This window comes from Erythrobacter sp. SG61-1L, assembly GCF_001305965.1.
Taxonomy (GTDB): domain Bacteria; phylum Pseudomonadota; class Alphaproteobacteria; order Sphingomonadales; family Sphingomonadaceae; genus Andeanibacterium.
Genome location: NZ_JXQC01000003.1, coordinates 2,969,873 through 2,994,712 on the forward strand (window position 1 = coordinate 2,969,873; position 24,840 = coordinate 2,994,712).

General features: G+C 63.8%; 22 protein-coding genes. 10 read left to right on the top strand and 12 right to left on the bottom strand.

All coding sequences use genetic code 11. The annotated features are described in order from the left end of the window. Positions 1 to 3: 3 nt before the first annotated feature. The 3 genes from SZ64_RS14570 to SZ64_RS14580 are packed head-to-tail and all read right to left on the bottom strand — an operon-like array spanning position 4 to position 1,865. Positions 4 to 567 (bottom strand): LptA/OstA family protein, encoded by a 564-nt coding sequence (locus SZ64_RS14570; RefSeq protein WP_054531489.1) that lies wholly within the window; start codon positions 565 to 567, stop codon positions 4 to 6. Continuing rightward, a complete protein-coding gene (locus SZ64_RS14575; RefSeq protein ID WP_054531490.1) occupies positions 567 to 1,211 on the bottom strand; it encodes a hypothetical protein in 645 nt (214 codons plus the stop codon). Before SZ64_RS14575 ends, SZ64_RS14570 begins: the two co-directional genes overlap by 1 nt. Before the next feature lie 36 nt (positions 1,212 to 1,247). Further along, positions 1,248 to 1,865: a ribonuclease D gene (locus SZ64_RS14580; RefSeq protein ID WP_054531491.1), complete on the bottom strand. Its 618-nt coding sequence runs from the start codon at positions 1,863 to 1,865 to the stop codon at positions 1,248 to 1,250. Positions 1,866 to 2,002: 137 nt separating this feature from the next. On the opposite strand from SZ64_RS14580, the gene ung reads away from it, so the two are divergent. The 4 genes from ung to SZ64_RS14600 all read left to right on the top strand — a co-directional run bounded on the left by ung (position 2,003) and on the right by SZ64_RS14600 (position 6,285). After that, positions 2,003 to 2,683: a uracil-DNA glycosylase gene (ung, locus tag SZ64_RS14585; protein ID WP_054531492.1), complete on the top strand. Its 681-nt coding sequence runs from the start codon at positions 2,003 to 2,005 to the stop codon at positions 2,681 to 2,683. 96 nt (positions 2,684 to 2,779) lie between these two features. Continuing rightward, positions 2,780 to 3,736, top strand: a complete 957-nt coding sequence (locus SZ64_RS14590; protein WP_054531493.1) for a TauD/TfdA family dioxygenase — start codon at positions 2,780 to 2,782, stop codon at positions 3,734 to 3,736. A gap of 169 nt (positions 3,737 to 3,905) precedes the next feature. Then, the gene (locus tag SZ64_RS14595) at positions 3,906 to 4,844 is read left to right on the top strand and encodes a TauD/TfdA family dioxygenase (protein WP_054531494.1); all 939 of its coding nucleotides are present in this window, start codon (positions 3,906 to 3,908) and stop codon (positions 4,842 to 4,844) included. An 85-nt stretch (positions 4,845 to 4,929) separates the two neighbouring features. Then, entirely contained in the window at positions 4,930 to 6,285 is a 1,356-nt protein-coding gene (locus SZ64_RS14600; protein WP_054531495.1) for an HD domain-containing phosphohydrolase, read from the top strand. Between the two features lie 7 nt (positions 6,286 to 6,292). Here the strand turns inward: SZ64_RS14600 and SZ64_RS14605 are convergent, their stop codons facing one another. From SZ64_RS14605 to SZ64_RS14630, 6 genes are all read right to left on the bottom strand, one after another. After that, complete coding sequence (locus SZ64_RS14605; protein ID WP_054531496.1) at positions 6,293 to 7,234, bottom strand: TauD/TfdA family dioxygenase; 942 nt, start codon at positions 7,232 to 7,234, stop codon at positions 6,293 to 6,295. 24 nt (positions 7,235 to 7,258) lie between these two features. Next, on the bottom strand, positions 7,259 to 8,185 hold the full coding sequence (locus SZ64_RS14610) for a 1-phosphofructokinase family hexose kinase (RefSeq protein WP_054531497.1): 927 nt from the start codon (positions 8,183 to 8,185) through the stop codon (positions 7,259 to 7,261). A 26-nt stretch (positions 8,186 to 8,211) separates the two neighbouring features. After that, entirely contained in the window at positions 8,212 to 9,648 is a 1,437-nt protein-coding gene (locus SZ64_RS14615) for a glutamate synthase subunit beta (protein WP_054531498.1), read from the bottom strand. Positions 9,649 to 9,660: 12 nt separating this feature from the next. Beyond that, positions 9,661 to 14,301: a glutamate synthase large subunit gene (gltB, locus tag SZ64_RS14620; protein WP_054531499.1), complete on the bottom strand. Its 4,641-nt coding sequence runs from the start codon at positions 14,299 to 14,301 to the stop codon at positions 9,661 to 9,663. Between the two features lie 257 nt (positions 14,302 to 14,558). Next, the gene (locus SZ64_RS14625; protein ID WP_054531500.1) at positions 14,559 to 16,157 is read right to left on the bottom strand and encodes a hypothetical protein; all 1,599 of its coding nucleotides are present in this window, start codon (positions 16,155 to 16,157) and stop codon (positions 14,559 to 14,561) included. Positions 16,158 to 16,217: 60 nt separating this feature from the next. Continuing rightward, positions 16,218 to 17,447 (bottom strand): TIGR04063 family PEP-CTERM/XrtA system glycosyltransferase, encoded by a 1,230-nt coding sequence (locus SZ64_RS14630; RefSeq protein ID WP_054531501.1) that lies wholly within the window; start codon positions 17,445 to 17,447, stop codon positions 16,218 to 16,220. Positions 17,448 to 17,533: 86 nt separating this feature from the next. Here SZ64_RS14630 and SZ64_RS18830 point away from each other — a divergent pair, with 86 nt between their 5' ends. Genes SZ64_RS18830 through SZ64_RS14645 form a run of 3 tightly spaced genes read left to right on the top strand, consistent with a single transcriptional unit; the run spans position 17,534 to position 19,617 of the window. Then, entirely contained in the window at positions 17,534 to 17,707 is a 174-nt protein-coding gene (locus SZ64_RS18830) for a hypothetical protein (protein ID WP_193391530.1), read from the top strand. Next, positions 17,700 to 19,112: a DUF5935 domain-containing protein gene (locus SZ64_RS14640; RefSeq protein ID WP_054531503.1), complete on the top strand. Its 1,413-nt coding sequence runs from the start codon at positions 17,700 to 17,702 to the stop codon at positions 19,110 to 19,112. The genes SZ64_RS18830 and SZ64_RS14640 overlap by 8 nt, the downstream gene beginning before the upstream one ends. Before the next feature lie 55 nt (positions 19,113 to 19,167). Further along, on the top strand, positions 19,168 to 19,617 hold the full coding sequence (locus SZ64_RS14645) for a MaoC family dehydratase (protein WP_054531504.1): 450 nt from the start codon (positions 19,168 to 19,170) through the stop codon (positions 19,615 to 19,617). Here SZ64_RS14645 and SZ64_RS18885 read toward each other — a convergent pair. Continuing rightward, positions 19,598 to 19,768, bottom strand: a complete 171-nt coding sequence (locus tag SZ64_RS18885) for a hypothetical protein (RefSeq protein WP_206742913.1) — start codon at positions 19,766 to 19,768, stop codon at positions 19,598 to 19,600. The two genes, SZ64_RS14645 and SZ64_RS18885, sit on opposite strands and share 20 nt — an antisense overlap. Here SZ64_RS18885 and SZ64_RS14650 point away from each other — a divergent pair. The 3 genes from SZ64_RS14650 (at position 19,767) to SZ64_RS14660 (ending at position 22,730) form a co-directional block, all read left to right on the top strand. Next, the gene (locus tag SZ64_RS14650; RefSeq protein WP_054531505.1) at positions 19,767 to 20,942 is read left to right on the top strand and encodes an acetyl-CoA C-acyltransferase; all 1,176 of its coding nucleotides are present in this window, start codon (positions 19,767 to 19,769) and stop codon (positions 20,940 to 20,942) included. The genes SZ64_RS18885 and SZ64_RS14650 overlap by 2 nt on opposite strands. Before the next feature lie 424 nt (positions 20,943 to 21,366). Further along, positions 21,367 to 21,753, top strand: coding sequence for a VOC family protein (locus SZ64_RS14655; RefSeq protein ID WP_156313651.1), 387 nt, complete (start codon positions 21,367 to 21,369; stop codon positions 21,751 to 21,753). Further along, positions 21,750 to 22,730 carry a 2-oxoglutarate and iron-dependent oxygenase domain-containing protein gene (locus SZ64_RS14660; RefSeq protein WP_054531507.1) on the top strand — a complete coding sequence of 327 codons (981 nt, stop codon included), beginning with the start codon at positions 21,750 to 21,752 and terminating at the stop codon, positions 22,728 to 22,730. The genes SZ64_RS14655 and SZ64_RS14660 overlap by 4 nt, the downstream gene beginning before the upstream one ends. A gap of 88 nt (positions 22,731 to 22,818) precedes the next feature. Here the strand turns inward: SZ64_RS14660 and SZ64_RS14665 are convergent, their stop codons facing one another. Further along, positions 22,819 to 23,043 (bottom strand): hypothetical protein, encoded by a 225-nt coding sequence (locus SZ64_RS14665; protein ID WP_054531508.1) that lies wholly within the window; start codon positions 23,041 to 23,043, stop codon positions 22,819 to 22,821. Positions 23,044 to 23,412: 369 nt separating this feature from the next. Then, on the bottom strand, positions 23,413 to 24,666 hold the full coding sequence (gene phaZ / locus SZ64_RS14670; protein WP_054532287.1) for a polyhydroxyalkanoate depolymerase: 1,254 nt from the start codon (positions 24,664 to 24,666) through the stop codon (positions 23,413 to 23,415). Positions 24,667 to 24,840 lie beyond the last annotated feature (174 nt).

Here is a 24,840-nt window from a genome sequence, read left to right on the forward strand (position 1 = left end):
GGATCAATTCTTGGGAACGGTGAAGCTGCCGGTAACGCGGCCGGATGAGGAAGGCGTTGCAGCCGTGCCGCCTGCCTTGCCGTCCACGCTGGAAAGGCCGGTGCGCAAATCGATCACCAGTCGCCCGCCGGAAAGCGAATCGCTGCCGCGGCGAAGCTGCACGCCGCCCGACATCACGATCACCCGGCGATTGAAATCATAGACCGCCGCCGCACCGCGCGCGGATTCATTACCGCGCGTCACCACTACGCCGCCGGTTGCGTCCAGCCGCTGGATTTCCAGCGAACCGCTATCCGTATAGGCCACCGTGGTGCGCCCCGCGGTCAATTTGAGGTCGCTCTGCGTGATGACCACGTTGCCCGACAGCACCACGCGGTTCTGCTTGTCCTGCAATTCGATCCGGTCGGCGCTGAAGTTCACCGGGGCGTCGGTGTTATGCGATCCGAGTGCCTGTGCGGCAGGTTGCTGCAGGCCCGCCACTGCTGCGGCGGTAACGGCGAAACCGGCAAGCGCGGAACGGACAGAGCCGCTTCGAAGCAGGGCAGGCAGGGAAAAATTGCGGTCCATTATGGCATCCTGAGCTTGCCGGGTTCCATATGGAGCCGGGCATTGCCGTCCAGCATGATCGTGCGCTCATCGAGATTTGCCACGATCCGGTTGGCGCTGAAAGTTCCGGCGGGAATCGCGCCTTCAACCCTGCCTTCGCCTACCAGCGTCTTTTTCTCAAGGTCGATCGCGACGTCGCGTGCGGAGGCGCGATAGCCGTCGGCGGCGGAGAATTGCACAAGGCCATTGATCGCCACCTTCTGCGTCTCGAAATCATATTCGCCCGCTTCTGCGCTCAGCAGGGCGGGGCCTTCCGACAGCAGGATGCGTGCCTGCAGGTCGCGCATGCGCACCACGGGCACGCGGGCGCTCTGTTGCACGGCCTCGCCGGCGGTGAGCGAGAAGGGGCGGCCCTTCTCGTCCTCGCCGCGATACATGGCGTTCTGGACCCGCAGCCGGTCTTCCGCGATGGCCACCTTGTTGCGGTCGAGGATGAAGCTCACTTCGCCGCGCGGGGCGAGCGGAGTGAAGATCATCAGCGCCACCACCACGCCGATCAGCGCGGGAAGGAACCGAGCGAGCACTGCCACCAGCCGGTCATGCGAACCGCCGGGCCAGGCAAAGCGGCGCCTGTCCTTGCGCAGGATGTCGGCTTGTTCAGTCATGATCGCGGCCGGTCATGGGCGGGGCTTTCATTCAGCCTATTCGTGGCTGAAAATATCCTTGTCCGCCCAGCCCGCAATGTCGAGCCGCGCGCGGGCGGGGAGGAAATCGAAGCAGGCCTGGGCGAGTTCGGTCCGCCCTTCGCGCTCCAACCGCTCGGCCAGAATATCGCGCAGGCGGTGGAGGAAGCGCACGTCGGATGCGGCATATTCCCGCTGCGGTTCGGTCAGCGTGGGGGCACCCCAGTCGGAACTCTGCTGCTGCTTGGAAATATCCGTGCTCAGCAGTTCAGAGACGAGATATTTGAGGCCGTGCCGGTCCGTATAAGTGCGCGTCATCTTGCTGGCGATCTTGGTGCAGAACACCGGCGCCGCCGTGACGCCCAGATAATATTCGATTGCCGCCAGATCGAAGCGGGCGAAGTGATAGATCTTCACGCGCGCAGGATCGGCCAGCACCGCCTTCAGGTTCGGCGCATCATAGGCGCTGCCCTTGGCAAAGCGGACAAGGTGTTCGTCACCCTTGCCGTCGCTGATCTGGACCACGCACAACCGGTCGCGCGGGGTGATCAGCCCCATGGTTTCGGTATCGACGGCGACCGGGCCGGGCGCGAGCACGCCTTCGGGCAGGTCTTCTTCATGAAAATAGACAGCCATGGCTTTCCCTAGAGCATTTTCGGCACCGGTGGAAACACCTGTCCGTGCGGAAAATGAACCGGCACCGCGCCGAGGCCATTGGGGAAAGGGTGAAAGGGATGCTGGAAGGGAGTGACGCGACAGGATAGCAGGGGCGCATGGCCGAAAATGCGCTTCCCCCGTCGTGGCAACCGGAACTTGGCAGCGTGCTGCAGACGCCGGAGGCACGGAGGCTGGGCGGATGGCTGAAGGCGGAGGAAGCCGCTGGCAAGCAGGTCTTCCCCCCGCGAGGTGCCCGGTTGCGCGCGTTGGAACTGACCCCGCTGGATCAGGTGAAGGTCGTGATCCTGGGGCAGGATCCCTATCATGGGCCCGGCCAGGCCCACGGACTGGCCTTTTCCGTGCCCGAAGGGGTGCGGGTGCCCCCTTCGCTGGTGAACATCTACAAGGAACTGGCCAGCGATCTGGGTGTGGCGGCCCCGCCGCATGGCAATTTGGAGAACTGGGCGCGGCAGGGCGTGCTGCTGCTGAACAATGCGCTTACCGTGGAGGCCGGGCAGGCCGGGTCGCATCAGGGACGCGGCTGGGAAGCCATCACGGATGCAGCGGTGGCTGCCGTCGCCCGGCGCGAGGAGCCTTGCGTGTTCATCCTGTGGGGCAGCCATGCCAAGAAGAAGGCGATGCGTGTGCCGGAACTGGCGAACAATACTCGCCATCTGATCCTCACCGCTCCCCATCCCAGCCCTCTTTCGGCGCATTCCGGATTTTTCGGGTCGAAGCCGTTTAGCAAGGCCAATGCCTTCCTCACTGCCCATGGGCGGGGCGCGATCGACTGGTAGGCGGAAAAATTCTGCGCTCAATTTGTCCCCGATCAATTCGGCAACATCATTAGCTCGCTATCCAAACCCCAAGAGAAATGGGGAGAGAGATACGTCATGGCTATCAAGGTTGAACCGATCTCCGAACGTTTCGGAGCAGAAGTTTCCGGCGTCGACATTACCAAGCCGCTCGACCGGGCGACCCAGCGCGAAATCGTCGACATCCAGAACAAATGGGGCGTCACCGTGTGGCGCAATACTGGCCTAACCGATGCCAGCCATGTCGCCTTTTCCCGCATTTTCGGCCATGTCGAACTGGCTCCGCGCCATTCCGGCAAGCCCTGCCGGATGAGCGAGCCGGAGCTGTTCGACGCCTCCAATCTCGATATTGAGGGCAACATCGTCAGCAACGAGAGCATAAGGCTGGGCGCCAAGGGCAATCGGCTGTGGCATTCGGACTCCTCTTTCATGGATGTCCGCTCCGCACAGGCCCTGCTGCTATGCCACGAAGCGCCCCCGCATGGCGGGCCGACCTGGTTTGCCGATACGCGCAGCGCCTATGACGATCTGCCGCAGGCGATGAAGGACCGCCTTGAGGGGCTGGAAGCCACGCATTCCTATTTCTGGTCCCGCCGCCGGGCCGGCTATCCCTATACGGAAGAAGAAATCGACGCGAAGCCGCAGGCCACCCATCCGGTGGTGCATGTCCATGCCGGTTCCGGCCGCAAGGCGCTGTTCGTGGGTGCCCACACCCGTGACATTCTGGGCATGGACCGCGAGGAAGGGCGCAAGCTGATCGACGAACTGGTCGAATGGTGCACCCAGCCGCAATATGTCTTCGCGGTGCACTACAAGCCCGGCGACATGACGATCTGGGATAATCTGTGCACGCTGCATCGCGGCGGCGAATATGACGATACCCAATATCGCCGCGATATGCGCCGCACGACGGTGCGCGATCCGCTGGCCCCTGCCGCGGCGATCGATCACTTCACCAAGATGTTCACAGCTGCTGGCGACACGCCCTTCTCTCCGGCCGAAAAGACCAGGGAACGCGTTCTCGCCGCGAGCTGAAACGGACTCTCCCCCCGGTGCGGCCCGGCTTTCCAGAGCATCGGCCGGGCTGCACTACCCTTTCTTCCGCCCCGGCCCCATTTCCAGATTTTTTCCGGTGGGCCTTGCCTGCCCAATGCGAATTGCCTAATGGCCTGAGCATATAATTAGCAGGCTAAGGGTTAGAGGCATGTCGCTCACGGTCAAACCGATCCTGGAACGCTTTGGCGCCGAAGTGTCGGGCGTGGATATTTCCCGTCCGCTGGACGAGGAAACGCAGCGCGAAATCATCGACATCCAGAACAAATGGGGCATCACCGTGTGGCGCGACACGGGGCTGGACGATGCCAGCCACGTCGCCTTCTCGCGGATTTTTGGCGAGGTGATCCTTGCGCCCGCCACTCGCGGCAAACCGCGTTTTGCCTTTCCGGAACTGTTCGACGCCTCCAATCTGGATGCGGAAGGCAACATCATCGATGACGAACATCGTCGCCTGACCAATCGCGGAAATCGTCTGTGGCATGCGGACAGTTCCTTCGTACAGGAACGCGCCGCCCAGTCGCTGCTGCTGTGCCATGAAGCACCCAATGGCGGGCCGACCTGGTTTGCCGATACGCGCAGCGCCTATGACGATCTGCCGCAGGAAATGAAGGACCGTCTGGAAGGGCTGGAAGCACGCCATTGCTACTTCTGGTCGCGCCGCAAGGCGGGCTATCCCTATACGGAAGAGGATGTCGACCGCTTCCCCCATTCCACCCATCCGGTGGTGCATGTGCATGCAGGTTCGGGCCGCAAGGCGCTCTTCCTGGGGGCGCATGCGCGCGACATCGTCGGCATGAACCGCGATGAAGGCCGCGCCCTGATTGACGAGCTCAATGCCTGGACCACGAAGCAGGATTATATTTTCCCGGTCGAATATCGCCCCGGCGACATGGTGATCTGGGACAATCTGTGCAGCTATCACCGCGCAGGCGATTTCGATGAAGCCCTGCATCGCCGGGATATGCGCCGCACCACTATTCGCGATCCGCAGGCGCCCGGCTCGGGCGAAGGCTCAGTCCAGGCGATGTTCAGTCAGGCCAGCATGGCCGATGCGCGGATTGCCGGGCTGGCACCGCTGAAGAAATAGGCGATTGCTGTAGGGCCGGCGCAACCCGGCCTTAACCACGCTCGTCCGTGAGGCGATAAGGCTCGGCGGCATAGTTTGCCGGACCATGCTGCACGAAGATCTCCTTCGACGCCGGCCGGCCCATGCAGGCGTCTCGCTTGCGGAGGTGATCCGTGCTTTCGCCCATGCGCTGGATCTGGCTGAGGGGCAGCCGGAAGGGCACAGCACTCGTGCCTGCTACTTCGGCTGCCTTCTGGGCCACGAAATCGGCCTCGATGCCGGGCAGATGGGCGATCTATTCTTCACCCTGCTGCTCAAGGATCTGGGCTGCTCCAGCAATGCCGCGCGGATATGGGAACATTACCGGGCAGACGATCTGCGCTTCAAACAGGACGCCAAGACATTGCCTGCTGGCCTCTCCGCCAATCTGGGGTTCGTGCTACGCAAGAGCGCGGAAGGCGCGCCCTTTTCCCGCCGTGTCGGGGTGATTGCCAGTGTTCTGCGCCATGGGGACAGCTTCGCGCAGGAAATGGCACTGGCTCGCGCCGGGCGCGGTGCCAGCCTTGCCGCGCAGCTGGGCTTCTCTCCCGCCATTTGCAGCGGCATCTACCATCTGGATGAGCATTGGGACGGTTCGGGCCGCCCCAGCCACCTTTCCGGCGAAGCCATCCCGCTCAATGCCCGCATCGCCCAGATCGCCCAGCTCGCGGATGTGTTCTACATCCATGGCGGGCCGGAAGCGGCGATGGACGAAGTGGCAGCGCGGGCGGGGAACTGGCTCGATCCGCATCTGGCCGCAACCTTTCAGACAATTGCCGAACGGGCCGAAAGCTGGGTCGATCTCGGTTCTCCATGGTTGGTGAGCAAGCTGCTGGCGCTGGCGCCGGAAGCGGCGGGCGAAGAACTGGATGAAGACGGGCTGGACCGGATCGCGGGCGTGTTCGGCCAGGTGATCGATGCGAAAAGTCCCTATACGGCGGGCCATTCGGTGCGAGTGGCAGATCTGGCCGACCGGCTAGCCCAGCGGTTGGGCGTGATCTCGGCCCGCCGTCGCCCGTTGCGCCGCGCGGCGGCCCTGCATGATATTGGCAAGCTCGGCGTGCCCAATGCGATTCTGGACAAGCCGGGTGGGCTGGATGAGGCCGAATGGCGCGCCATGCGCGGCCATGCGGCGCAAACCAAGGCGATCCTCGGCCGCATCACTGCCTTTTCGGACATGGCTGCATTGGCGGCGGCTCATCACGAACGGCTGGACGGCACCGGCTATCCGCTCGGACTGGAAGATGCCGCCATCGCGCGCGAGACGCGCATCATTACCGTCTGCGACATTTACGATGCGCTCACCTCACCTCGCCCCCAGCGCCCGGCCATGAGCCGGGCGGAAGCGCTGGAAGTGATGCAGGCGGAAGTCGGCCAGGCGATCGACGGTGAAGTGTTCGAGGCGCTGAAGGCGCTGGTCTGAGCTGCCTTCAGGCGGCGATCAGCCCCTGTCGGATCATCCATTCCAGTGCCGAGGTTTCCGGGCCGCTTTCGTTGATCGTCGTGCGGCGCATGTCGCGGCGATAGGCATCGCTCAGCAGCGGGGTCGCCGCGTGCATGGTGCAGCGATTGTCCCAGATCACCAGATCCCAGCGTTTCCACTGGTGGCGGTAGATGTATTTTTCCTGTGTGGCGTGAGCGTAAAGTTCTTCCACCAGTTCGCGGCCTTCCGCTTCGCCCCAGCCCTTTATGCCGATGCAGTGCCCGCCGACGTAGAGGCATTTGCGGCCATTGGGCCCCGAACCATTCACGCTGCGGACCAGCGGGTGCTCCACTTCGGGGAAGGGGATGATCCGCTTTTCCTGGGGTGTGATTTCGCCCTGCAGCCCCGCGCGGCGGCGGCCTTCCCAGAAATCGTGCACGCCGATCAGGCCTTCGATCCGGTCCTTCATCGCCTGCGGCAGATCGTCATAGGCGGCGCGGGCATCGGTGAACCATGTGTCGCCCCCGGCACTGGGCGGCGGGGTTTCGACGCCATGCAGCAGCGACCATTTGGTGGGCATGAGGTGGAAGGAACTGTCCGTGTGGAAGCGTTCCGCGCCCTTGGCCAGCTTCGCCGCATCGTCGCCATAGGGAATGATCTCGCCATTGTGGTCGAGATTGCCGGCATAGAAGATGCCGGGCGTAATCACCCGGCGGCCCTGCGGGCGCGGTGCGGCATCCTTGGCACGGCTGGGGATTTCGAGCGGGCCGAAGGCGCGGCTGAAGGCCTTCTGCTGTTCGTCCGTGATTTCCGCGCCGCGGATCGCCAGCACGCCATATTGCGCCATGGCCTGCTCCACCAGATCGACCAGCGCACTGTCGGGCGCATTGGTCAGATCGGCGCCGATCAATTCGGCCGCGAACACCGGATGAAGGGGTCTGACTTCCATGGACTGTCCTCTCTCATGCCCGGTTTACCGGGTCTTGGCGGCATAGAGCCGCTCTATATCTGTAACGCGGCACAGATCGGTACCCGGCGTGAGTACCGCTGCACTGCCTGCCGCCATGCCATAGCGGAAGGCCTGCACCGGGTCGCGCCCATTGGCGAGGGCATAGACCATGGCGGCCAGAAAACTGTCGCCCGCGCCCACCGCGCTCTTCGCATCGACCTTGATCGCAGGCAGGACTTGCGCACCATCTCGGGTGGCCAGAAGGCCGCCCCGCTCGCCCAGCGTCACCGCGACGATCTCGGCGGCGCCTCGCTCGATAATCGTCATGGCTGCGGCCATGTAATCCTCCGGCGTATCGAGCGGGCGGCCGGCAAGCTGATTCAGCTCGTCCTCATTGGGTTTGACCAGATAGACCGGCGCGCCGGAAAGGCCGGCGCTCAGCGCTTCGCCTGAACTGTCGAGCACGAATTTATAGCCACGATCCCGCGAGATTTCGGCCGCCATGGCGAAGAAATCCACCGGCACGCCGCGCGGCAGCGATCCGCTGGCGACCAGATAGTCGCAGGGCACCGTGGCCAGTTGATCGAGGCATGCGCGCCATTCGGCCTCGGCCACTTCGGGGCCTTCGGGCACGAAGCGGAACTCCTTGCCGCTCTCCATCTCGTGCACCGTGCAGGCAACGCGCGTGGCGCCTGCGATGCGCACCGGTCGGCGAACGAGCTGGTGCAGGTCCAGCAAGCCGTCCAGCGCGACCCCGGTCGCTCCGCCGGACAGGTAATGGCACACAGCATTGCCGCCCAGCCGCACGAAGACGCGGGCGACATTGATGCCGCCGCCGCCCGGATCGTAATGCTCGTCATGACTGCGCAGTTTGCGCGTGGGTTCCAGGCGCTCGACGTCATAGGAGACGTCGAGCGTCGGGTTCATGGTGATGGTGGCGATGGTGGGCATCGTGCCGGCCCCCTATCGCCGCCGGATCAGCGCGGCAGCTCGGTGACGCCCATCAGGGCTTCATCCACCGCGCGGGCGCACTGGCGGCCTTCGCGGATCGCCCAGACGACAAGGCTCTGCCCACGGCGCATGTCGCCGCAGGAGAAGACCATGTCTTCGCTGGTGCGATAGCTTTCCGTATCGGCCTCGACATTGCCGCGTTCGGTCAGCTTGACGCCTGCCTGATCGAGCAGCCCGGCCTTCTTGGGGCCAAGGAAGCCCATGGCGAGCAGGATGAGGTCCGCCTTGAGGACGAACTCGCTGCCCGGCACTTCCGTCAGCTTGCCTTCCGACCAGTCGGCGCGGACGCACTTCAGGCCGGTGACGACGCCGTTTTCGCCCACCACTTCCTTGGTCAGCACGGCCCAGTCACGGTCCACGCCTTCTTCATGGCTGGTGGAGGTGCGCAGCTTCATCGGCCAATCCGGCCAGGTCAGCAGCTTGTTTTCCTTCACCGGCGGTTCCGGCATGATTTCGATCTGGGTGACCGAAGCCGCGCCCTGGCGGTTGGAGGTGCCGACGCAGTCGCTGCCGGTATCGCCGCCGCCGATCACGACGACATGCTTGCCGGTTGCCAGCAGGCTGCCACGCGGTGCGGCGCGGATTTCCTCGTCACCGGCAACGCGCTTGTTCTGCTGGGTCAGGAATTCCATCGCCAGACGCACGCCGGACATTTCGAAGCCGGGGATGTTGAGCATGCGCGCATCTTCCGCGCCGCCCGACAGCACGATGGCGTCGAAGTTTTCCTTCAGGCTCTTGAACGAAACGTCCACGCCCACTTCTGTGGAAGTCTTGAAGGTCACCCCTTCGGCCTGCATCTGGACCAGACGCCGGTTGATGAGGTGCTTTTCCATTTTGAAGTCGGGGATGCCGTAACGCAGCAACCCGCCCATCCGGTCGTTCTTTTCGAACAGGGTCACCGAATGGCCTGCCCGCGCAAGCTGCTGGGCGCAGGCCATGCCTGCCGGGCCGGAGCCGATCACGGCCACGGTCTTGCCGGTGCGCTTTTCGGGCACCTGCGGCTGAATCCAGCCTTCCTTCCACCCGCGATCGACAATGGCGCATTCGATCGACTTGATCGTCACCGGCTGGTCGATGAGGTTCAGCGTGCAGCTTGCCTCGCACGGGGCGGGGCAGACGCGGCCGGTGAATTCGGGGAAGTTGTTGGTGGAGTGCAGAGTCTCCAGCGCGCCTTCCCAGTTCCCTTCATAGACCAGATGGTTCCAGTCCGGGATGATGTTGTTCACCGGGCAGCCGTTGTGACAATAGGGAATACCGCAATTCATGCAGCGGCTGGCCTGCTCCTGCAGGGCCGGTTCCGCATGCGGAATCACGAATTCCTTATAGTGCTTCACCCGTTCCTTGGGATCGTCATAGGTGCGATCCTGGCGGTCGACTTCCAGAAAGCCGGTTTCCTTGCCCATGTTCTGTAACCCTTATTCGGCTGCCACGGAGGCGGCTTCTTCGCGCTCGGCCTCGATCTGCTGAAGCGCGCGGCGATAATCGCGCGGCATCACCTTCACGAACTTCGTGAGCGCATTGTCCCAATCGGCGAGCAGAGCGGCAGCGCGTGCCGATCCGGTGTGCAGCTTGTGGCGTTCCACCAGAATCTTCAGCCGTTCCGCATCGTGGTGCAGCATGTCGCCCATGCCGAAATCCTCGATGCTGACGGGGCGCTGCTGCGGACGGCCGGCGTAATCGTCTTCCTCGATGCCCGGGGCGATGCTTTCCAGATCAACCTGGGCCGGGTTGCAACGCTGGGCGAAGCTGCCGTCCTCGTCATAGACATAGGCGATACCGCCGGACATGCCCGCCGCGAAGTTGCGGCCGGTCTTGCCCAGCACCGTCACCACGCCGCCGGTCATGTATTCGCAGCCATGATCGCCAGTGCCTTCGACCACCGCGACGGCGCCCGAATTACGCACTGCGAAGCGTTCGCCGGCAACGCCGTTGAAATAGGCTTCGCCCGCGATGGCACCGTACAGCACCGTGTTGCCGACGATGATGTTCTCGGTCGGCTCGCGGTTCACGGAGGCAGGCTGGCGCACGATCACGCGGCCGCCGGACAGGCCCTTGCCGACATAGTCGTTGGCATCGCCGACGAGGTCCAGGGTCACGCCATGGGCCAGCCATGCCGCGAAGCTCTGCCCCGCAACGCCGGTGAAGTTGATCCGCACAGTGTCGGGCTTCAGGCCGGCATGGCCGTACTTCTCGGCAATCCGGCCGGACAGCATGGCGCCGACGGTGCGGTTCACGTTCACGACCTTGCGGTCGATCACAACCGGTTCGCCCTTTTCGATGGCAGGCTTGCAGGCTGCGATCAGATCGTTGTCGAGCGCCTTTTCGAGCCCGTGATCCTGATTCATCGAGTGGTGGAGCGACTTACCTTCGGCCAGCGGCACCTGGTAAAGCAGCTTCGACAGGTCGACGCCCTGCGCCTTCCAGTGGTTGATGGCCTTCTTCATGTCGAGCCGGTCGACCCGGCCAACCATTTCCTCGACGGTGCGGAAGCCCATCTCGGCCATGATCTGGCGCAGTTCTTCGGCCACGAAGAAGAAGTAATTGATCACATGTTCGGGCTGGCCGACGAAGCGCGCCCGCAGCACCGGATCCTGGGTGGCGACGCCAACCGGGCAGGTGTTGAGGTGGCACTTGCGCATCATGATGCAGCCCGCCGCGATCAGCGGAGCGGTGGCAAAGCCGAACTCTTCCGCACCCAGCAGCGCGCCGATGGCAACGTCGCGGCCGGTACGCAGACCACCGTCGACCTGAACGACGATGCGGCTGCGCAGATCGTTCAGCAGCAGGGTCTGCTGGGTTTCGGCAAGGCCGATTTCCCACGGCGAACCGGCATGGGTGAGGCTGGTCAGCGGCGAAGCGCCGGTACCACCTTCGTAGCCGGAGATCGTGACGTGATCCGCACGCGCCTTGGAAACGCCCGCAGCCACGGTGCCCACGCCTACTTCGGAAACGAGCTTCACCGAAATGCGCGAGGCCGGCTGCACGTTCTTCAGGTCGTGGATCAGCTGGGCCAGATCCTCGATCGAGTAGATGTCGTGGTGCGGCGGCGGCGAGATCAGGCCGACGCCCGGCGTGGAGTGCCGGGTCTTGCCGATGGTCTTGTCCACCTTGTGGCCGGGCAGCTGGCCGCCTTCGCCGGGCTTCGCGCCCTGCGCCATCTTGATCTGGATGTCGTCGGAATTGACGAGATATTCCGTCGTCACGCCGAAGCGGCCCGATGCAACCTGCTTGATCGCGCTGCGCATCGTGTCGCCATTGTCCAGCGGAGTGAAGCGCTTGGGGTCTTCGCCGCCTTCGCCGGTGTTCGACTTGCCGCCGATCCGGTTCATGGCCATCGCCAGCGTGGTGTGCGCTTCCCAGCTGATCGAGCCGTAGCTCATCGCGCCGGTGGCGAAGCGCTTCACGATGTCCTTCGCCGGTTCGACTTCGGAGATGTCGATCGGCTTGTCGGCCTTCTTCAGCTCCATCAGGCCGCGGATCGTCAGCAGCCGTTCGGACTGCTCGTTGATCGACTTGGCGAATTCCTCGTAATTCTTGGCGCTGTTGCCGCGCACTGCATGCTGCAGATTGGCGATGTTCGACGCCGTCCAGGCGTGCTCTTCGCCGCGGATACGGGCCTGATACATCCCGCCCACGTCCAGCATGTGCTTGTAGATCGGGTTGTGGCCATAGGCAGTGGCGTGGCGGCGCACTGCTTCTTCGGCAACCTGCTGAACGCCGATGCCTTCGATGGTGGTGGCCGTGCCGGTGAAATAGGCGTCGATGAACGACTGGTTGAGGCCAACCGCGTCGAAAATCTGCGCGCCGCAATAGGACTGATAGGTCGAGATGCCCATCTTGGACATGACCTTCAGGATGCCCTTGCCCACGGCCTTGATGTAGTTCTTCTTCACCTCGGCCGGGGTCAGGCCAGGGTGCTTCTCACGGCGGATCTGTTCCAGCGTTTCGAAGGCGAGATAGGGGTTGATGCCTTCCGCGCCGTAGCCTGCCAGCACGCAGAAGTGGTGCACTTCACGCGCTTCGCCGGTTTCCACCACGAGGCCGGTCTGCATCCGCAGGCCCTGGCGGACGAGGTGATGATGCACGGCGGCCGTTGCCAGCAGGGCCGGGATCGGAATGCGATCTTCGCTCTGCGCCCGGTCGGACAGGATCAGGATGTTCTTGTCGGCCAGCACCGCTTCGGTGGCGGCCCAGCACATTTCCTTGATCGCCTGTTCGATGCCGTCGGCACCGGCAGTGGCATCCCAGGTCATGTCGATCGTGGCGGTGCGGAAGGCGCCGTCCAGCGCCTGTTCGACCGAGCGGATCTTGGCCACATCCTCGTTCGTGAGGATCGGCTGCGACACTTCAAGGCGCTTGTGCGTGCCCGCTTCGCGGCCCAGCAGATTGGGGCGCGGACCGATCATAGAGAGCAGGCTCATCACCAGCTCTTCACGGATCGGGTCGATCGGCGGGTTGGTCACCTGCGCGAAGTTCTGCTTGAAGTAATCGTACAGCAGGCGCGAGCGGCTGGAGAGCACGGCAATCGGCGTGTCCGTGCCCATCGAACCGATCGGATCGTCGCCATCGACGGCCATCGGTTCAAGGAACTTGGCCACGTCTTCCTGCGTGTAGCCGAAGGCCTGCTGGCGCTGCAGCAGGGAGCCCTGTTCGGCAACCTGGCCGCCCAGTTCCGGGTCGACCGCGTCAAGGTCTTCCAGCTTGTACTGCGCCTGCGCCAGCCACTTGTCATAGGGCTGGGCGTTGGCGAGTTCGGCTTTCACTTCCTCGTCTTCGATGATGCGACCCTGTTCGAGGTCGATCAGCAGCATGCGGCCGGGCTGAAGACGCCACTTGCGCACGATGTCCTCTTCCTTGAACGGCAGCACGCCGCTTTCGGAAGCCATGCAGACCAGATCGTCCTTCGTTTCGCACCAGCGTGCGGGGCGCAGGCCGTTGCGGTCCAGCGTGCCGGCGATCTGGCGGCCATCGGTGAAGGCCACGGCGGCCGGGCCGTCCCAGGGTTCCATCAGCGCGGCGTGATATTCGTAGAAGGCGCGGCGGGCCGGGTCCATTTCCGGGTTCTTGGCCCAGGCTTCCGGCACCAGCATCATCATGGCATGGGCCAGCGAATAGCCACCCGCCAGCAGCAGCTCGAGCGCGTTGTCGAGGCAGGCCGTGTCGGACTGGCCGTGCGGGATGATCGGCCACAGCTTGTCGAGATCGGGGCCGAGCAGGTCCGATTCCATGGTGCGGCGGCGCGCATTCATCCAGTTCACATTGCCGCGAACCGTGTTGATCTCGCCATTATGCGCGATCAGGCGGAACGGCTGCGCCAGCTTCCAGCTGGGGAAGGTGTTGGTGGAGAAGCGCTGGTGGACGAGGCCGAGTGCGGAAACGCAATCGGCATCCTGCAGATCCTTGTAGAAGCTGCCCACCTGGTTCGCCAGCAGCAGGCCCTTGTAGACGATGGTGCGGCTGGAGAAGCTCGGCATGTAGAGCTGAGCGATCTCGGGCATTTCGTGCTTTTCGGCCAGTTCGGCCAGCGGGTTCTGCAACTGCTTGCGGATGGTGATCAGCTTGCGTTCGAACGCGTCCTGATCCGGCGTGTTGGCGCCGCGTCCGATGATGCACTGGCGGATCATCGGCATGGATTCGAGCACGGCAACGCCAAGGCCTGCCGTATCAGTGGGCACATCGCGCCAGCCGACCAGTTCCTGGCCTTCCTTGGCGATGAACTTCTCGAACTGCTCGACCACGAAATTGCGCGCCTTCTCGCTCTGCGGAAGGAAGCACATGGCCACAGCGTAATCGCCGGGGGCAGGCAGGGTCTTGCCTTCGGCGGCGGCCCATTTGCGCAGCAGCGGATCGGGAATCTGAATCAGCAGGCCCGCGCCGTCGCCCAGCAGCGGGTCTGCACCCACTGCGCCGCGATGGTCGAGATTCTCCAGAATCTCGAGCGCCTGTTTCACGATAGTGTGCGATTTCGCGCCTTTAATGTGAGCAATGAAGCCCACACCGCATGCGTCATGTTCGTTCACTGGATCGTAGAAACCTTGAGGCGGCGGATAACCCATCAAATTCCCATTCCTGTCTTGCGCCGTATGGGCGCCGCCATGGGGCAGCGCTTCCGGCAATGAAGCACGACTCACCCTGCCGCGCCGGGCAGCAAAAATGTCGCGAGTTTTTGCCATGGCGACAGGAAACTGTTTTTGCAACTATGGCGGGGACGCAAGGGGACGAATTTTGCCCTGCGTGGCGCAAGTGCAGCGCGCTGCGGAACAGGCCGGACCGCGATGATTCAATGGTTAAGCGGGCTTCAGCAGGCCTGAAATCAGGCCGCGCCGCTCATTCGCCGGTTTTGCAGCCGCTGGATCGATTCAAGGGCGGAACGAAGCACCCGTTCGGTTTCGGCGCGGTCGGGATGGACGCGCGAGACCGAATCTTCGCCAGGAGCGTCGAACGGGCGCACATCACCACGCGGAGTAGGCATTTCGACAGCCTGCTGCGGGATGGCCGGTTCGGTGGCGACCGGTTCCGCATCGGCACCGGCGGTTTCATCCCCCGCCCATTCCTTCCCCAGGGCAGGTTCGCGTAGTGGCTGGCGCATGGCTAGCAGCGAACTGTATCGTTCGGGCTGGTCGCCGGAATCCCAGCTTTCCTCATTCTCGATCGGTTCGTCCTCGATCGGACCTTCGGCAGGACTCAGTCCGGCCAGCGGAAGGGACTGCACGAAATAGTCCTCTTCCTCATAGTCGTATTCTTCCTCGCCGAAGGCCTGAAGCTCCGGCGCGGGCAGCGGCGGGACGGACAGGCTGTCTTCCGGTTCCTGCGCCGAGGTTACGGATGCTCGACCGAGGATGCGCTCCGCCGCAGCCAGCGGCTCGACCTTTGCAGTCTGTTCGGGCTGAGCCATGGCCTGCTCAGGGGCCGGGGCAGAAGGCGTGGGTGCCGCAGCGGCAGCAGCGGCCAGACTGGAAGGCGCATCCGCCGGTTCGCGCGCTGGCCCGAAGGTTGGCTCCGGTTCGGCAAGCTGGCGGGTCAATTCTTCGAAATAGGCGGGGGGGGTGCCCTGTGGCCGGCCGGGATGGCGCTGCATGGCAAGCGCCAGTCGTTCGGCAAGCTGGACAGTGCCCATGCGCTCCAGGTTGGCCGCCGGATCGGAAGGCAGCACGGCGCGGGCAGGGGTGGCCTGATGCAGCAACTTGCCGCGCGCCGGTTCGGGTTCCGGTTCGAACTCCGGCTCCGCTTCCGGTATGGGCGCACCGGGCGCTTCCGGCACAGGCTCGACGGCAGGCAGAGGCGCGACAGCAGGCAGAGGCTCGGGCGCTGCATCGGGCAAAGCCGTCACCTCATATTCCGCATATTCGTATTCGGGCTCGAATTCGTCTGCGCGCACTTCCAGCTCAGCGGGAAGTGCGCGCACTTCATAGGCCAGATCCGGCTCCGGTTCGGGCCAGTAATCTTCGGCCACCGGTCCTTCTTCCACTTCGACTTCCGCGACATCGTCAGGCATCGATGTGGGGGCGATGATCGGCGGGCCGAGATCTTCCATCGCGGAGAGCGGACGGCGGCCGGCTTCGGGCGCCATGCGTCGGCGTTGCACGGGCACCGTCTTGATGTGGTCCTTCTGGGCGCGATCCTTGCGTTCACTGCGCGGACGACGCGGCGCCAGCATTTTCGCGGCGAAATAGCCAGCCAGAGCGCCGCCGCAGGCGGCGACGAGCGCCAGCAGAAGGTGTGCCGTGAAGCCCAGAGGCGGGGCGGCGGCAGGGATAATCGCGGCCATGCCGCTGGCACTGACGATCCGTTCGACCGCAGTGGAGGGCAGCACGATCAGGCCCAGCCCGAAAAGCGCGGCGAACCATAGCGCAACCACCGCCGGAAACAGGCGATGGGCGCTGATGGAAGGCTTTGGCTGATTCGCTGCCACGATGTACCGATTCCCTGTCTGTACGGACCTGATGCCGCAGCTTCCCTGCTTTTGCGAGGGTCAGGCTGCGGCGTGAAAACGGCCCTTTGCCGGTGGTGCTAACAAGGCTTGGTAAACAGGCAAATAACGAAGCACGTTGTGCGCCCAGTCGTGGTTCTGCTCCACATTGGCGCGGCCTGCATTACGCATGGCTGGCCAGTTTTCGCGGGCCGAAATCAGGGCGGCGAGGGCTTCAGCGCAGCCTGCCGGATCGTCGGGCGGGAACAGGATGCCGGTTGTGCCGTCGGCGATCAGCTCTCGGTGTCCGCCAACGTCGGAAGCAGCCACGATCTTGCCCTGCGCCATGGCCTCCAGCGGCTTGAGCGGGGTGACCAGATCGGTCAGGCGGCTCTTCTTGCGGGGATAGGCCATCACGTCGCACAGTGAATAATAGCGTTCCACCTCGCCATGCGGCACCCGGCCGGTGAACAGGATCGCATCGCGCGCCGGGCTGGCTTCCACCTGCGCCTTCAGCGGGGCTTCCACCGGGCCGCCGCCCACCAGCAGCAGCCGCGCGGCGGGATGCCGTTCGATCAGGGCAGGCATGGCGGAAACCAGATCGTCCAGCCCTTCATAATCGTAGAAGCTGCCGATGAAGCCGATCACCGGGCCATCCGTGATGCCCAGTTGCGCCGCCAGTGCCTCGTCGCGCGGCAGGGGTTGGCCGAACAGGGCAAGGTCCACCCCGTTGGGGACGATGGAGATCTTTTCCGGTTCCACGCCGCGTTCGATCAGATCGCCGCGCAATCCTTCGCAGATGGCGATCACATGGCCCGCACCTTCGACCACCCGGTTTTCCAGGCTGCGCGTCATGCGGTATTTGAGCGAATTCTCGCGTCCCGTGCCGTTGCCCACGGCGGCGTCTTCCCAGAAGGCGCGTATTTCATAGACCAGCGGAATGCCCAGTTTCCTGCCCACCCGCTTGGCCGCCAGCCCGCACAGGGCCGGGGAATGGGCATGGAGGATGTCGGGGCGCCATTCCTGGCACAAGGCCTCTATCGACTTGGCCAGCGCCCCGATCTCGCGCCATTCGCGCAGGCCGGAAGGCCCTTCCGCCACGCCTGTGGTGCGATGGAAGGCCAGCCCATCCACGATCTCGGCGTCTGGTCCCGGCGCCACATGCCGCAGGCCCGTGATCGCGCGAACTTCGAGGCCAGCGGCTTGCTGCGCCTTGAGGATGGCGCGCGTGCGGAAGGTATAGCCGCTATGCATGGGCAGCGAATGGTCGAGGACGTGCAGGATCCGGGTCATCGCGGATTTCCTTGCCATGACAGGCTTAACATCGCGTCAACCGAGCGGTGCTAGGGGCAGGCTTCGTATTGTTCGGGAACCGCCGCTTGATCGACTATTTCGCGATTGGCCTGACGCATGGATTGATTGCGCTCGCCGCATGGCGATTGCTGTCGCGCGCCGATCTGGATGACGATGCGGCCGATCCCCACGCGCCGCGCCGCAAGTCGTGGCGCCGGGGCAAGCCCGCCGAACCGGAAGCGGACGCTTCCGATGCTTGACGCGATCCTGTTCCTGTTCGTGATGGGCATGCTGGCGCTGGGCCTGCGCAAGCCGTTCATCTGGGTGCTGGCCTATCTCTATATCGACGTGGTCGCGCCGCAGAAGATCGGCTGGACGCTGATGCAGCTGCTGCCCTTCTCGCTGATCGCCTTCGTGGCTGCCTTTGCCGGCTGGCTGCTGGCCGACAGCAAGGAGGGCAGCCGCTTCACCTTCCGCCAGGGCCTGATCCTCGTGCTGCTGATCTATTGCGGCATGACCACGCTGATGGCCGACTTCCCCAAGGAAGCGATGGAGAAATGGGGCTGGGTCTGGAAGGCAATGGTCTTCGCGATCTTCCTGCCGCTCACACTGCGCACCAAGCTGCGGATCGAGGCTGCCGCGCTGGTGATGGTGCTCGCCGTCGGGGCAATCATCATTTCGGGCGGGATCAAGACGGTGCTGGGCGGCGGCGGTTATGGCGCGCTCTATTTCTTCGTGAACGACAATACCGGGCTTTATGAAAGCTCGATCATTTCCTGCGTGGCCATCGCGATCATCCCGCTGATCCTGTGGCTGGCGAAATATGGCACGATCTACCCCACCGACTGGCGGGTGAAGCTGTTTGCCGCCGGGCTGATCTTTGCCGCCCTGCTGATCCCTGTCGGCACGGAGGCGCGCACCGGCCTGCTGTGCATCGGCGTGCTGGCGGTGCTGATGCTGCGCAGTGTGAAGCGGCGGTTTCTCTACATGGCGCTGGGCGGCGTGGCGCTGCTGATGGCGGTGCCCTTCCTGCCCAAGAGCTTCACCGACCGCATGAGCACGATCGAGAAGCATGAGGGCGACGAATCCGCCTCCACTCGCGTGGCGGTGTGGATGTGGACGCTGGACTATGTGAAGCATCACCCGCTGGGCGGCGGCTTCGATGCCTATCGGTCCAACAGCTTCACCTACAAGACGAAGGTCACGCTCGACATGGGCGGGGGCGTTACCCAGACCGAGACGCAGGATGTGACCGACAAGGGCCGCGCCTATCACTCCAGCTATTTCGAGATGCTGGGCGAACAGGGTTGGCCCGGCTTCATCCTGTGGATCTGGCTGCATGCGCTGGGCCTGTGGCAGATGGAGCGGCTGCGGCGGCGCTATATCCAGCGGGCAAAGACCGATCCCCGGCCGGAGGATGCGTGGAAAGCCCCGCTCGCCACGGCACTGCAGCAGGCGCAGATCGTCTATCTGGTCGGCTCGCTGTTCGTGGGCATTGCCTATCAGCCCTTCATCCTGATGCTGATCGGCCTGCAATGCGCGCTGTGGGCCTATCTCAATCGGGTCGATTCGCCGGTGCGCAAGCGGATCGGGCCGGGGCGGCGGCGCAGTGTCCCGGCGGCGGGCGGCGATGCCGTAGCGGCAGGGGCAGGCGCGTTGCACTGAGCCTCACAATGGGCCATGAATCCGCCAATTCCGCGATTGTTGGAGAGGCAGAGACATGACCCCGCAGGACTTCGCAGCCAAGGTTGGCGAAACCATCGGCACTTCGGAATGGCTGCTGGTCGATCAGGAAATGATCGACAAGTTCGCCGATGCCACCGGCGATCACCAGTTCATCCATGTGAACCCGCAAATGGCGGCGATGACGCCCTTTGGCGGCACTATCGCCCATGGCTTCCTGACCCTTTCGCTGATCCCGGTACTGACCGAGAAGAGTGACATCCAGAAGCCGGAAGGGCTGAAGATGGCGCTGAACTACGGCGGCAATCGCGTGCGCTTCCTCCAGCCGGTCCGCTCCGGCAAGCAGGTGCGTGCCCATTTCAAGCTGATCGGCATGGCGGAAAAGCGCCCCGGCCAGTGGGAGCAGACCGTGGAGATCACGCTGGAGATCGAGGGCGAAAGCAAGCCTGGCTATGTCGCCGAATGGATCAGCCTGCTGTTCTTCTGATGGAAGTATAGTCATTGCGAGCGGCCGCAGGCCGCGCGGCAATCCAGGGCGGATCGCATTGTGCCATGGATCGCCACAGGGCTTCGCCCTTCGCGATGACGAAATTGTAGAATGCCCGTTGGGCACCCGCGCCAAGAGAGGATTCCGCCATGCGTGACGCAGTCATTGTTTCCACCGCCCGCACCGCCATCGGCCGCGCCTATAAGGGCGCCTTCAACGCCACGCAGGGACCGACGCTCGGCAGCCATTCGCTGAAGGCCGCAGTGGAGCGGGCCGGGGTTGAAGGCGGCGAAGTGGAAGACCTCGTCTGGGGCTGCGCCCTGCCGCAGGGCAGCCAGACGCCCAATATCGCCCGCCTCGTGGCCCTGCGCGCCGGGCTTCCGGTCACCGTGCCGGGCATGAGCGTGGACCGGCAATGCGCCTCGGGCCTGATGGCCATTGCCACCGCGTCCAAGCAGGTGGTGCTGGACGGGATGGATATCGTGGCCGCCGGCGGGCAGGAATCGATCAGCACGGTGCAGACCAAGGAACTGCGCGTGGCCTTCGACATGGAACTGATCGCCATGCACAACGCCACTTACATGCCCATGCTGCAGACGGCCGAAGTGGTGGCCAAACGCTATGGCATCAGCCGCGAGGCGCAGGATGCCTATGCCCTGCAATCGCAGCAGCGCACCGCCGCCGCGCAGGCCGCAGGCAAGTTCGATGACGAGATCGTTCCCGTCACCGCCACCATGGCCGTGGCGAACAAGGAAACGGGCGAAATCACGAAGCATGAAGTGACCATCGCCAAGGATGAAGGCAACCGGCCCGAGACTACGCTGGAAGGCCTCTCCAGCCTCAATCCGGTGGTGCCGGGCGGGGTGATCACCGCGGGCAATGCCAGCCAGCTTTCGGATGGTTCCAGTGCCGTTGTGGTGATGGAAGCCTCGCTTGCGGAAAAGCGCGGGCTGCAGCCGCTTGGCCGTTATGTCGGCATGGCCGTGGCCGGGACCGAGCCGGATGAAATGGGCATCGGCCCTGTCTTCGCCGTGCCGAAGCTGCTGGAACGCCACGGGCTGAAGATGGACGACATCGGCCTGTGGGAACTGAACGAGGCCTTCGCCGTGCAGGTTCTCTATTGCCGCGACCGGCTGGGCATTCCTGACGAGTTGCTCAACGTCAATGGCGGCTCGATTTCCATCGGCCACCCCTATGGCATGACGGGCGCGCGCTGCACTGGCCACGCCTTGATCGAGGGCAAGCGCCGGGGCGCGAAATATGCCGTGGTGACCATGTGCGTCGGCGGCGGCATGGGCGCGGCTGGCCTGTTCGAGATATTCTGAGGCCGGGTTATGGTCGGGGCCGAAGTTGGGGGCCGAAGTTTACGCAGAACGGCCCCCGAAACCCTGTGACCTTTCCCGGAGATTCAGTAGCATTTTCAAAGGGGTGTTCCAAAAATCCCGCATAAGGCGTGTGACCTTGCGCGAGAGAGGCGCCGCTGGGGGCACGGACTTGTGTGCCGGGCAATTTCGCGTGCGGGCCATGCTGACGATGGGAAAGAGCGGCGGGAAAGAGCGGCGGGAAAGAGCGGCGCCACCCCTAGCGGTTTTGGGGCATGTAGGAAAATGCGCCGTGCGGGCGGGGCAAGGGCCGGGTTCCGCTGGCGCCCATACCTTTCCGCAACAGAACTTGCGTGGCCGGTCAAGATCGCGCCGCGCCGATGTGTAGCTTCCTATTCGCCGGAAGGCCGAGCGAGGGAGCGCATCCATGCACATGACCTACACCACGTTTTTCACCCGCGATGTCAATCGCATGGCGGATTTCTATGTGGCGATCGGCCTGGAGGAGATCGAATCCTCCCGCTCCGAATTCTACCGCGAAGTCTCGGCCGGCGGCGCCAAGATCGGCTTTGCCGGGCAGGCGGCCTATACCAATCTCAATATTCCCGATGATGCCAACCCCACGGGCCTGCGCAATATCCTGACGCTGGATGTCGGCACGCCGGATAATGTCGGCCCCACGGTCGATAAGGCCGTGGCGGCGGGCGGTGAGCTGGTGAAGCCGGGGTTCGAAACCACTTTCGGCCAGTTCCTCGCCGTGGTGAAGGATCCCGAAGGCAATGCCGTGCGTCTGGCTGCGGCGGTTGCGGCATGATCCCCTATACCCCCGCCCGCGCGGCGACTCACATTCCGGTCATCGACCTTTCCGGCAGCTTCCAGCCCGGCCCCGCGCAGGACGAAGTGGCAGCCGCGATCCATCGCGCCTGCCGGGAAACCGGCTTCTTCTATGTCTCCGGCCATGGGATCGACCCGGAACTGGTCTCTGGCCAGATCGAGGCGGCGCAAAGCTTCTTCGCCCTTCCTGAAGAAACGAAGCTGGATGTCCATTCCAGCAAATCCCCCCACTGGCGCGGTTATCAGGGCACGGGCGGGCAAGTGCTGGATGAAGGTTCCGCGGCCGATTACAAGGAAAGCTATTCCATCGCCTGCGACTTGCCGGAAGATCACCCGCTGGTGGTGTCCGGCGTTCCCGGCCAGGGGCCAAACATGTGGCCACAGGGCCTGCCCGGCTTCAAGGAACAGATGAACGCCTATCAGGCGGCGGCGATCGATCTGGGGCGGCATTTGATGGGCCTGCTCGCCCGTTCGGTGGAACTGGAATATGATTATTTCGCCGATGGGCTGGGCGAGCCGCAATGCGGCGTGCGCCTGCTGCGCTATCCCCCGCAGCCCGAGGAAGCGGCGGGCAATATGCTGGGCGCCGGGGCGCATACGGATTGGGGCTCGATCACTATCCTGCTGCAGGACGGCAAGGCCGGGCTGGAAGTGTGCAATGCCGATGGCGAATGGATTCTGGCGACCCCGATCGAGGGTACTTTCGTGATCAATATCGGCCAGATGATGGAGCGCTTTACCGGCGGTATCTACAAGGCCAACCTGCACCGCGTGCGCAATGGCGCGCAGGATACGGCCCGGTATTCCGTGGCGACCTTCTTCGAGCTGGAGCCGTGGTATCGCATGGGCGTTGCCCCGACCTGCCGCGCAGACGATGCGGGTGAACCGGAGCCGGGCCTGACCGTCGCCGAACATATCGACCAGATGGTCAAGGCGACGATGAATACGGGCTATTGATGGGCGGCGACCTGATGGGCCGGTGTACACTCGATTGCGCGCCGGGGTGGCCCCCGTCGAAACGGGGGCCGGGGCAACCGGACCTGGTTCAGCAGGGCGCCTCGCCAGTGTGATATTCGACATAGGCGACCACGTTGGTGATCAGGCCGCCGCTGGAATAGAGCGTGCCGTCATCGCAATACATCTCGGCGCCGGACACGCCCCAGATGTAGTCGTAATAGACAATGTAATAAGCACCGGCAGGCGATGTCAGCAGCATCGACGTCAGGGCAGCGCCTGCGCCAAGAATAAGCTTGCGTGCAGAAATCATCATCCTCTCCTCAGTGTTATAACGCAACACCACGGCGGGGAATTTGGTTACTCAGCAATTAAGGATGTCGCGCAAATTGTTATATTTGCTGGTAATACGACTCGCTCCCCGCAGGAAACATAACATCACGGGGTTCTATTACTAATATAGATGCGGTGAATTCATCTGGCAGGCCGGGCATTGGCGCGGTTCATCTGCCGCGCAAGGCCAAGGATGCCCGGAATTGCGGGATTGTCGGCACGCCAGTGAAGGTCCGTATCGGATCAAAACATGCCGGTGAAGGCATCGGCGAGCATCGATCCAGCCATCAGCGATCCCGGTTTTCGCCGGATGGCCATGCAGGCCTGCCAAGGCGCCGGGAGGCCTGCCCCGTCACGCCACGGCGTGCAGCTTCGTTCCCTTTGCGCCCGGATTGGCCCGCATCCATTCTTCCACCACCGGAGCAATGCGCGCGCGCCATTTGCTGCCGTTGAAGATGCCGTAATGGCCGACATCGGGGGCGAGGTGATAGAGCTTCTTCGCCTCGGGCAGATTATGGGCAAGGTCCAGCGCGGCCTTGGTCTGGCCGATGCCGGAAATATCGTCGCGCTCGCCCTCGATCGCCAGCAGCGCCGTGTCGCGGATTGCGCCAAGGTCGATCGCCTTGCCGCGATGGACGAACTTGCCGCGCGGCAGGGAGTGTTCCTTGAACACATGCTCCACCGTCTGGAGATAGAATTCCGCCGTCAGATCGCAGACGGAGAGATATTCGTCATAGAAGGTCTTGTGCGCGGAGGCCCCATCGCCATCGCCTTCGATCAGATGATTGAAGTACTGGTAATGGCTCATCAAATGGCTGCCCAGGTTCATCGCGATGAAGCCGGAAAGCTGCAGGAAACCGGGATAGACCTGCCGTCCCGCGCCCGGATAGGCGACCGGAACGGTGGCGATCACATGATTGCGGAACCAGCTCAGCGGCCGGTCGGTCGCCACGTCGTTCACGCTGGTGGGCGATGCGCGCGTGTCGATCGGGCCGCCCATCATGGTCAGGCTGGCCGGGCGGCAGGGATGGTCTTCCGCGCCCATCACTGCCGTGGCGGCATAGGCGGGCACCGAAGGCTGGCACACGGCCATCACATGGGTGTTGGGGCCAAGGAAGGTCAGGAATTCGATCAGATAGTCGATGTAATCGTCCAGATCGAAACGGCCCTTGTGCATCGGCACCATCTTCGCATCGGCCCAGTCGGTAACATAGACGTCCTGGTTCTCGATCATGCGGGCCACCGTGCCGCGCAGCAGGGTGGCGTAATGGCCGCTCATCGGCGCGACCACCAGCAGGCGGGGCGCATCTTCGGGCAGGCCTTCGCGGCGGAAATGCTTGAGGTCGCAGAAGGGCTTGTGCAGCACCACGCTCTCATTCACCGGCCAGTCCTGCCCATCGACATAGGCATGGCCCAGATGCCATTCCGGCTTTCCGCGCGGGGCATAGGCATGGGCGAAGACTTCCAATGCGCTGGCCATCACTGGCGCGGCACCGGCATAGCCGAGCGGATTCGTGGGGTTGGAAAGGAATTCGGCCCAGACGGAGGCCCAGGTGCTCGCGCCCGAGAGCATGGCGCGCTGGATCTCGTATGTGTGGTAAAGCAAGCGACGCTCCTTCATGACCCACAGGGGCCTTGCTGGACCGACTCCGGACGGGCGGGAGCGGCCCTTTGCCAAGCATAGTGGCGCGTTTCGTTTCATTGTGCAATGCAGCAGAGATGGGCCGAGGCGGGGCATTGCGATCCGGGCGCCGATCTTCGCTTCATTCCGCCGCCGGAT

What these genes read in the sequence shown, in the direction of transcription:
- SZ64_RS14570 (WP_054531489.1), bottom strand. Translation starts at nt 567, where the DNA reads ATGGACCGCAATTTTTCCCTGCCTGCCCTGCTTCGAAGCGGCTCTGTC.
- SZ64_RS14575 (WP_054531490.1), bottom strand. Translation starts at nt 1,211, where the DNA reads ATGACTGAACAAGCCGACATCCTGCGCAAGGACAGGCGCCGCTTTGCC.
- SZ64_RS14580 (WP_054531491.1), bottom strand. Translation starts at nt 1,865, where the DNA reads ATGGCTGTCTATTTTCATGAAGAAGACCTGCCCGAAGGCGTGCTCGCG.
- ung (WP_054531492.1), top strand. Translation starts at nt 2,003, where the DNA reads ATGGCCGAAAATGCGCTTCCCCCGTCGTGGCAACCGGAACTTGGCAGC.
- SZ64_RS14590 (WP_054531493.1), top strand. Translation starts at nt 2,780, where the DNA reads ATGGCTATCAAGGTTGAACCGATCTCCGAACGTTTCGGAGCAGAAGTT.
- SZ64_RS14595 (WP_054531494.1), top strand. Translation starts at nt 3,906, where the DNA reads ATGTCGCTCACGGTCAAACCGATCCTGGAACGCTTTGGCGCCGAAGTG.
- SZ64_RS14600 (WP_054531495.1), top strand. Translation starts at nt 4,930, where the DNA reads ATGCTGCACGAAGATCTCCTTCGACGCCGGCCGGCCCATGCAGGCGTC.
- SZ64_RS14605 (WP_054531496.1), bottom strand. Translation starts at nt 7,234, where the DNA reads ATGGAAGTCAGACCCCTTCATCCGGTGTTCGCGGCCGAATTGATCGGC.
- SZ64_RS14610 (WP_054531497.1), bottom strand. Translation starts at nt 8,185, where the DNA reads ATGCCCACCATCGCCACCATCACCATGAACCCGACGCTCGACGTCTCC.
- SZ64_RS14615 (WP_054531498.1), bottom strand. Translation starts at nt 9,648, where the DNA reads ATGGGCAAGGAAACCGGCTTTCTGGAAGTCGACCGCCAGGATCGCACC.
- gltB (WP_054531499.1), bottom strand. Translation starts at nt 14,301, where the DNA reads ATGGGTTATCCGCCGCCTCAAGGTTTCTACGATCCAGTGAACGAACAT.
- SZ64_RS14630 (WP_054531501.1), bottom strand. Translation starts at nt 17,447, where the DNA reads ATGACCCGGATCCTGCACGTCCTCGACCATTCGCTGCCCATGCATAGC.
- SZ64_RS14640 (WP_054531503.1), top strand. Translation starts at nt 17,700, where the DNA reads ATGCTTGACGCGATCCTGTTCCTGTTCGTGATGGGCATGCTGGCGCTG.
- SZ64_RS14645 (WP_054531504.1), top strand. Translation starts at nt 19,168, where the DNA reads ATGACCCCGCAGGACTTCGCAGCCAAGGTTGGCGAAACCATCGGCACT.
- SZ64_RS14650 (WP_054531505.1), top strand. Translation starts at nt 19,767, where the DNA reads ATGCGTGACGCAGTCATTGTTTCCACCGCCCGCACCGCCATCGGCCGC.
- SZ64_RS18885 (WP_206742913.1), bottom strand. Translation starts at nt 19,768, where the DNA reads ATGGCGGAATCCTCTCTTGGCGCGGGTGCCCAACGGGCATTCTACAAT.
- SZ64_RS14655 (WP_156313651.1), top strand. Translation starts at nt 21,367, where the DNA reads ATGCACATGACCTACACCACGTTTTTCACCCGCGATGTCAATCGCATG.
- SZ64_RS14660 (WP_054531507.1), top strand. Translation starts at nt 21,750, where the DNA reads ATGATCCCCTATACCCCCGCCCGCGCGGCGACTCACATTCCGGTCATC.
- SZ64_RS14665 (WP_054531508.1), bottom strand. Translation starts at nt 23,043, where the DNA reads ATGATGATTTCTGCACGCAAGCTTATTCTTGGCGCAGGCGCTGCCCTG.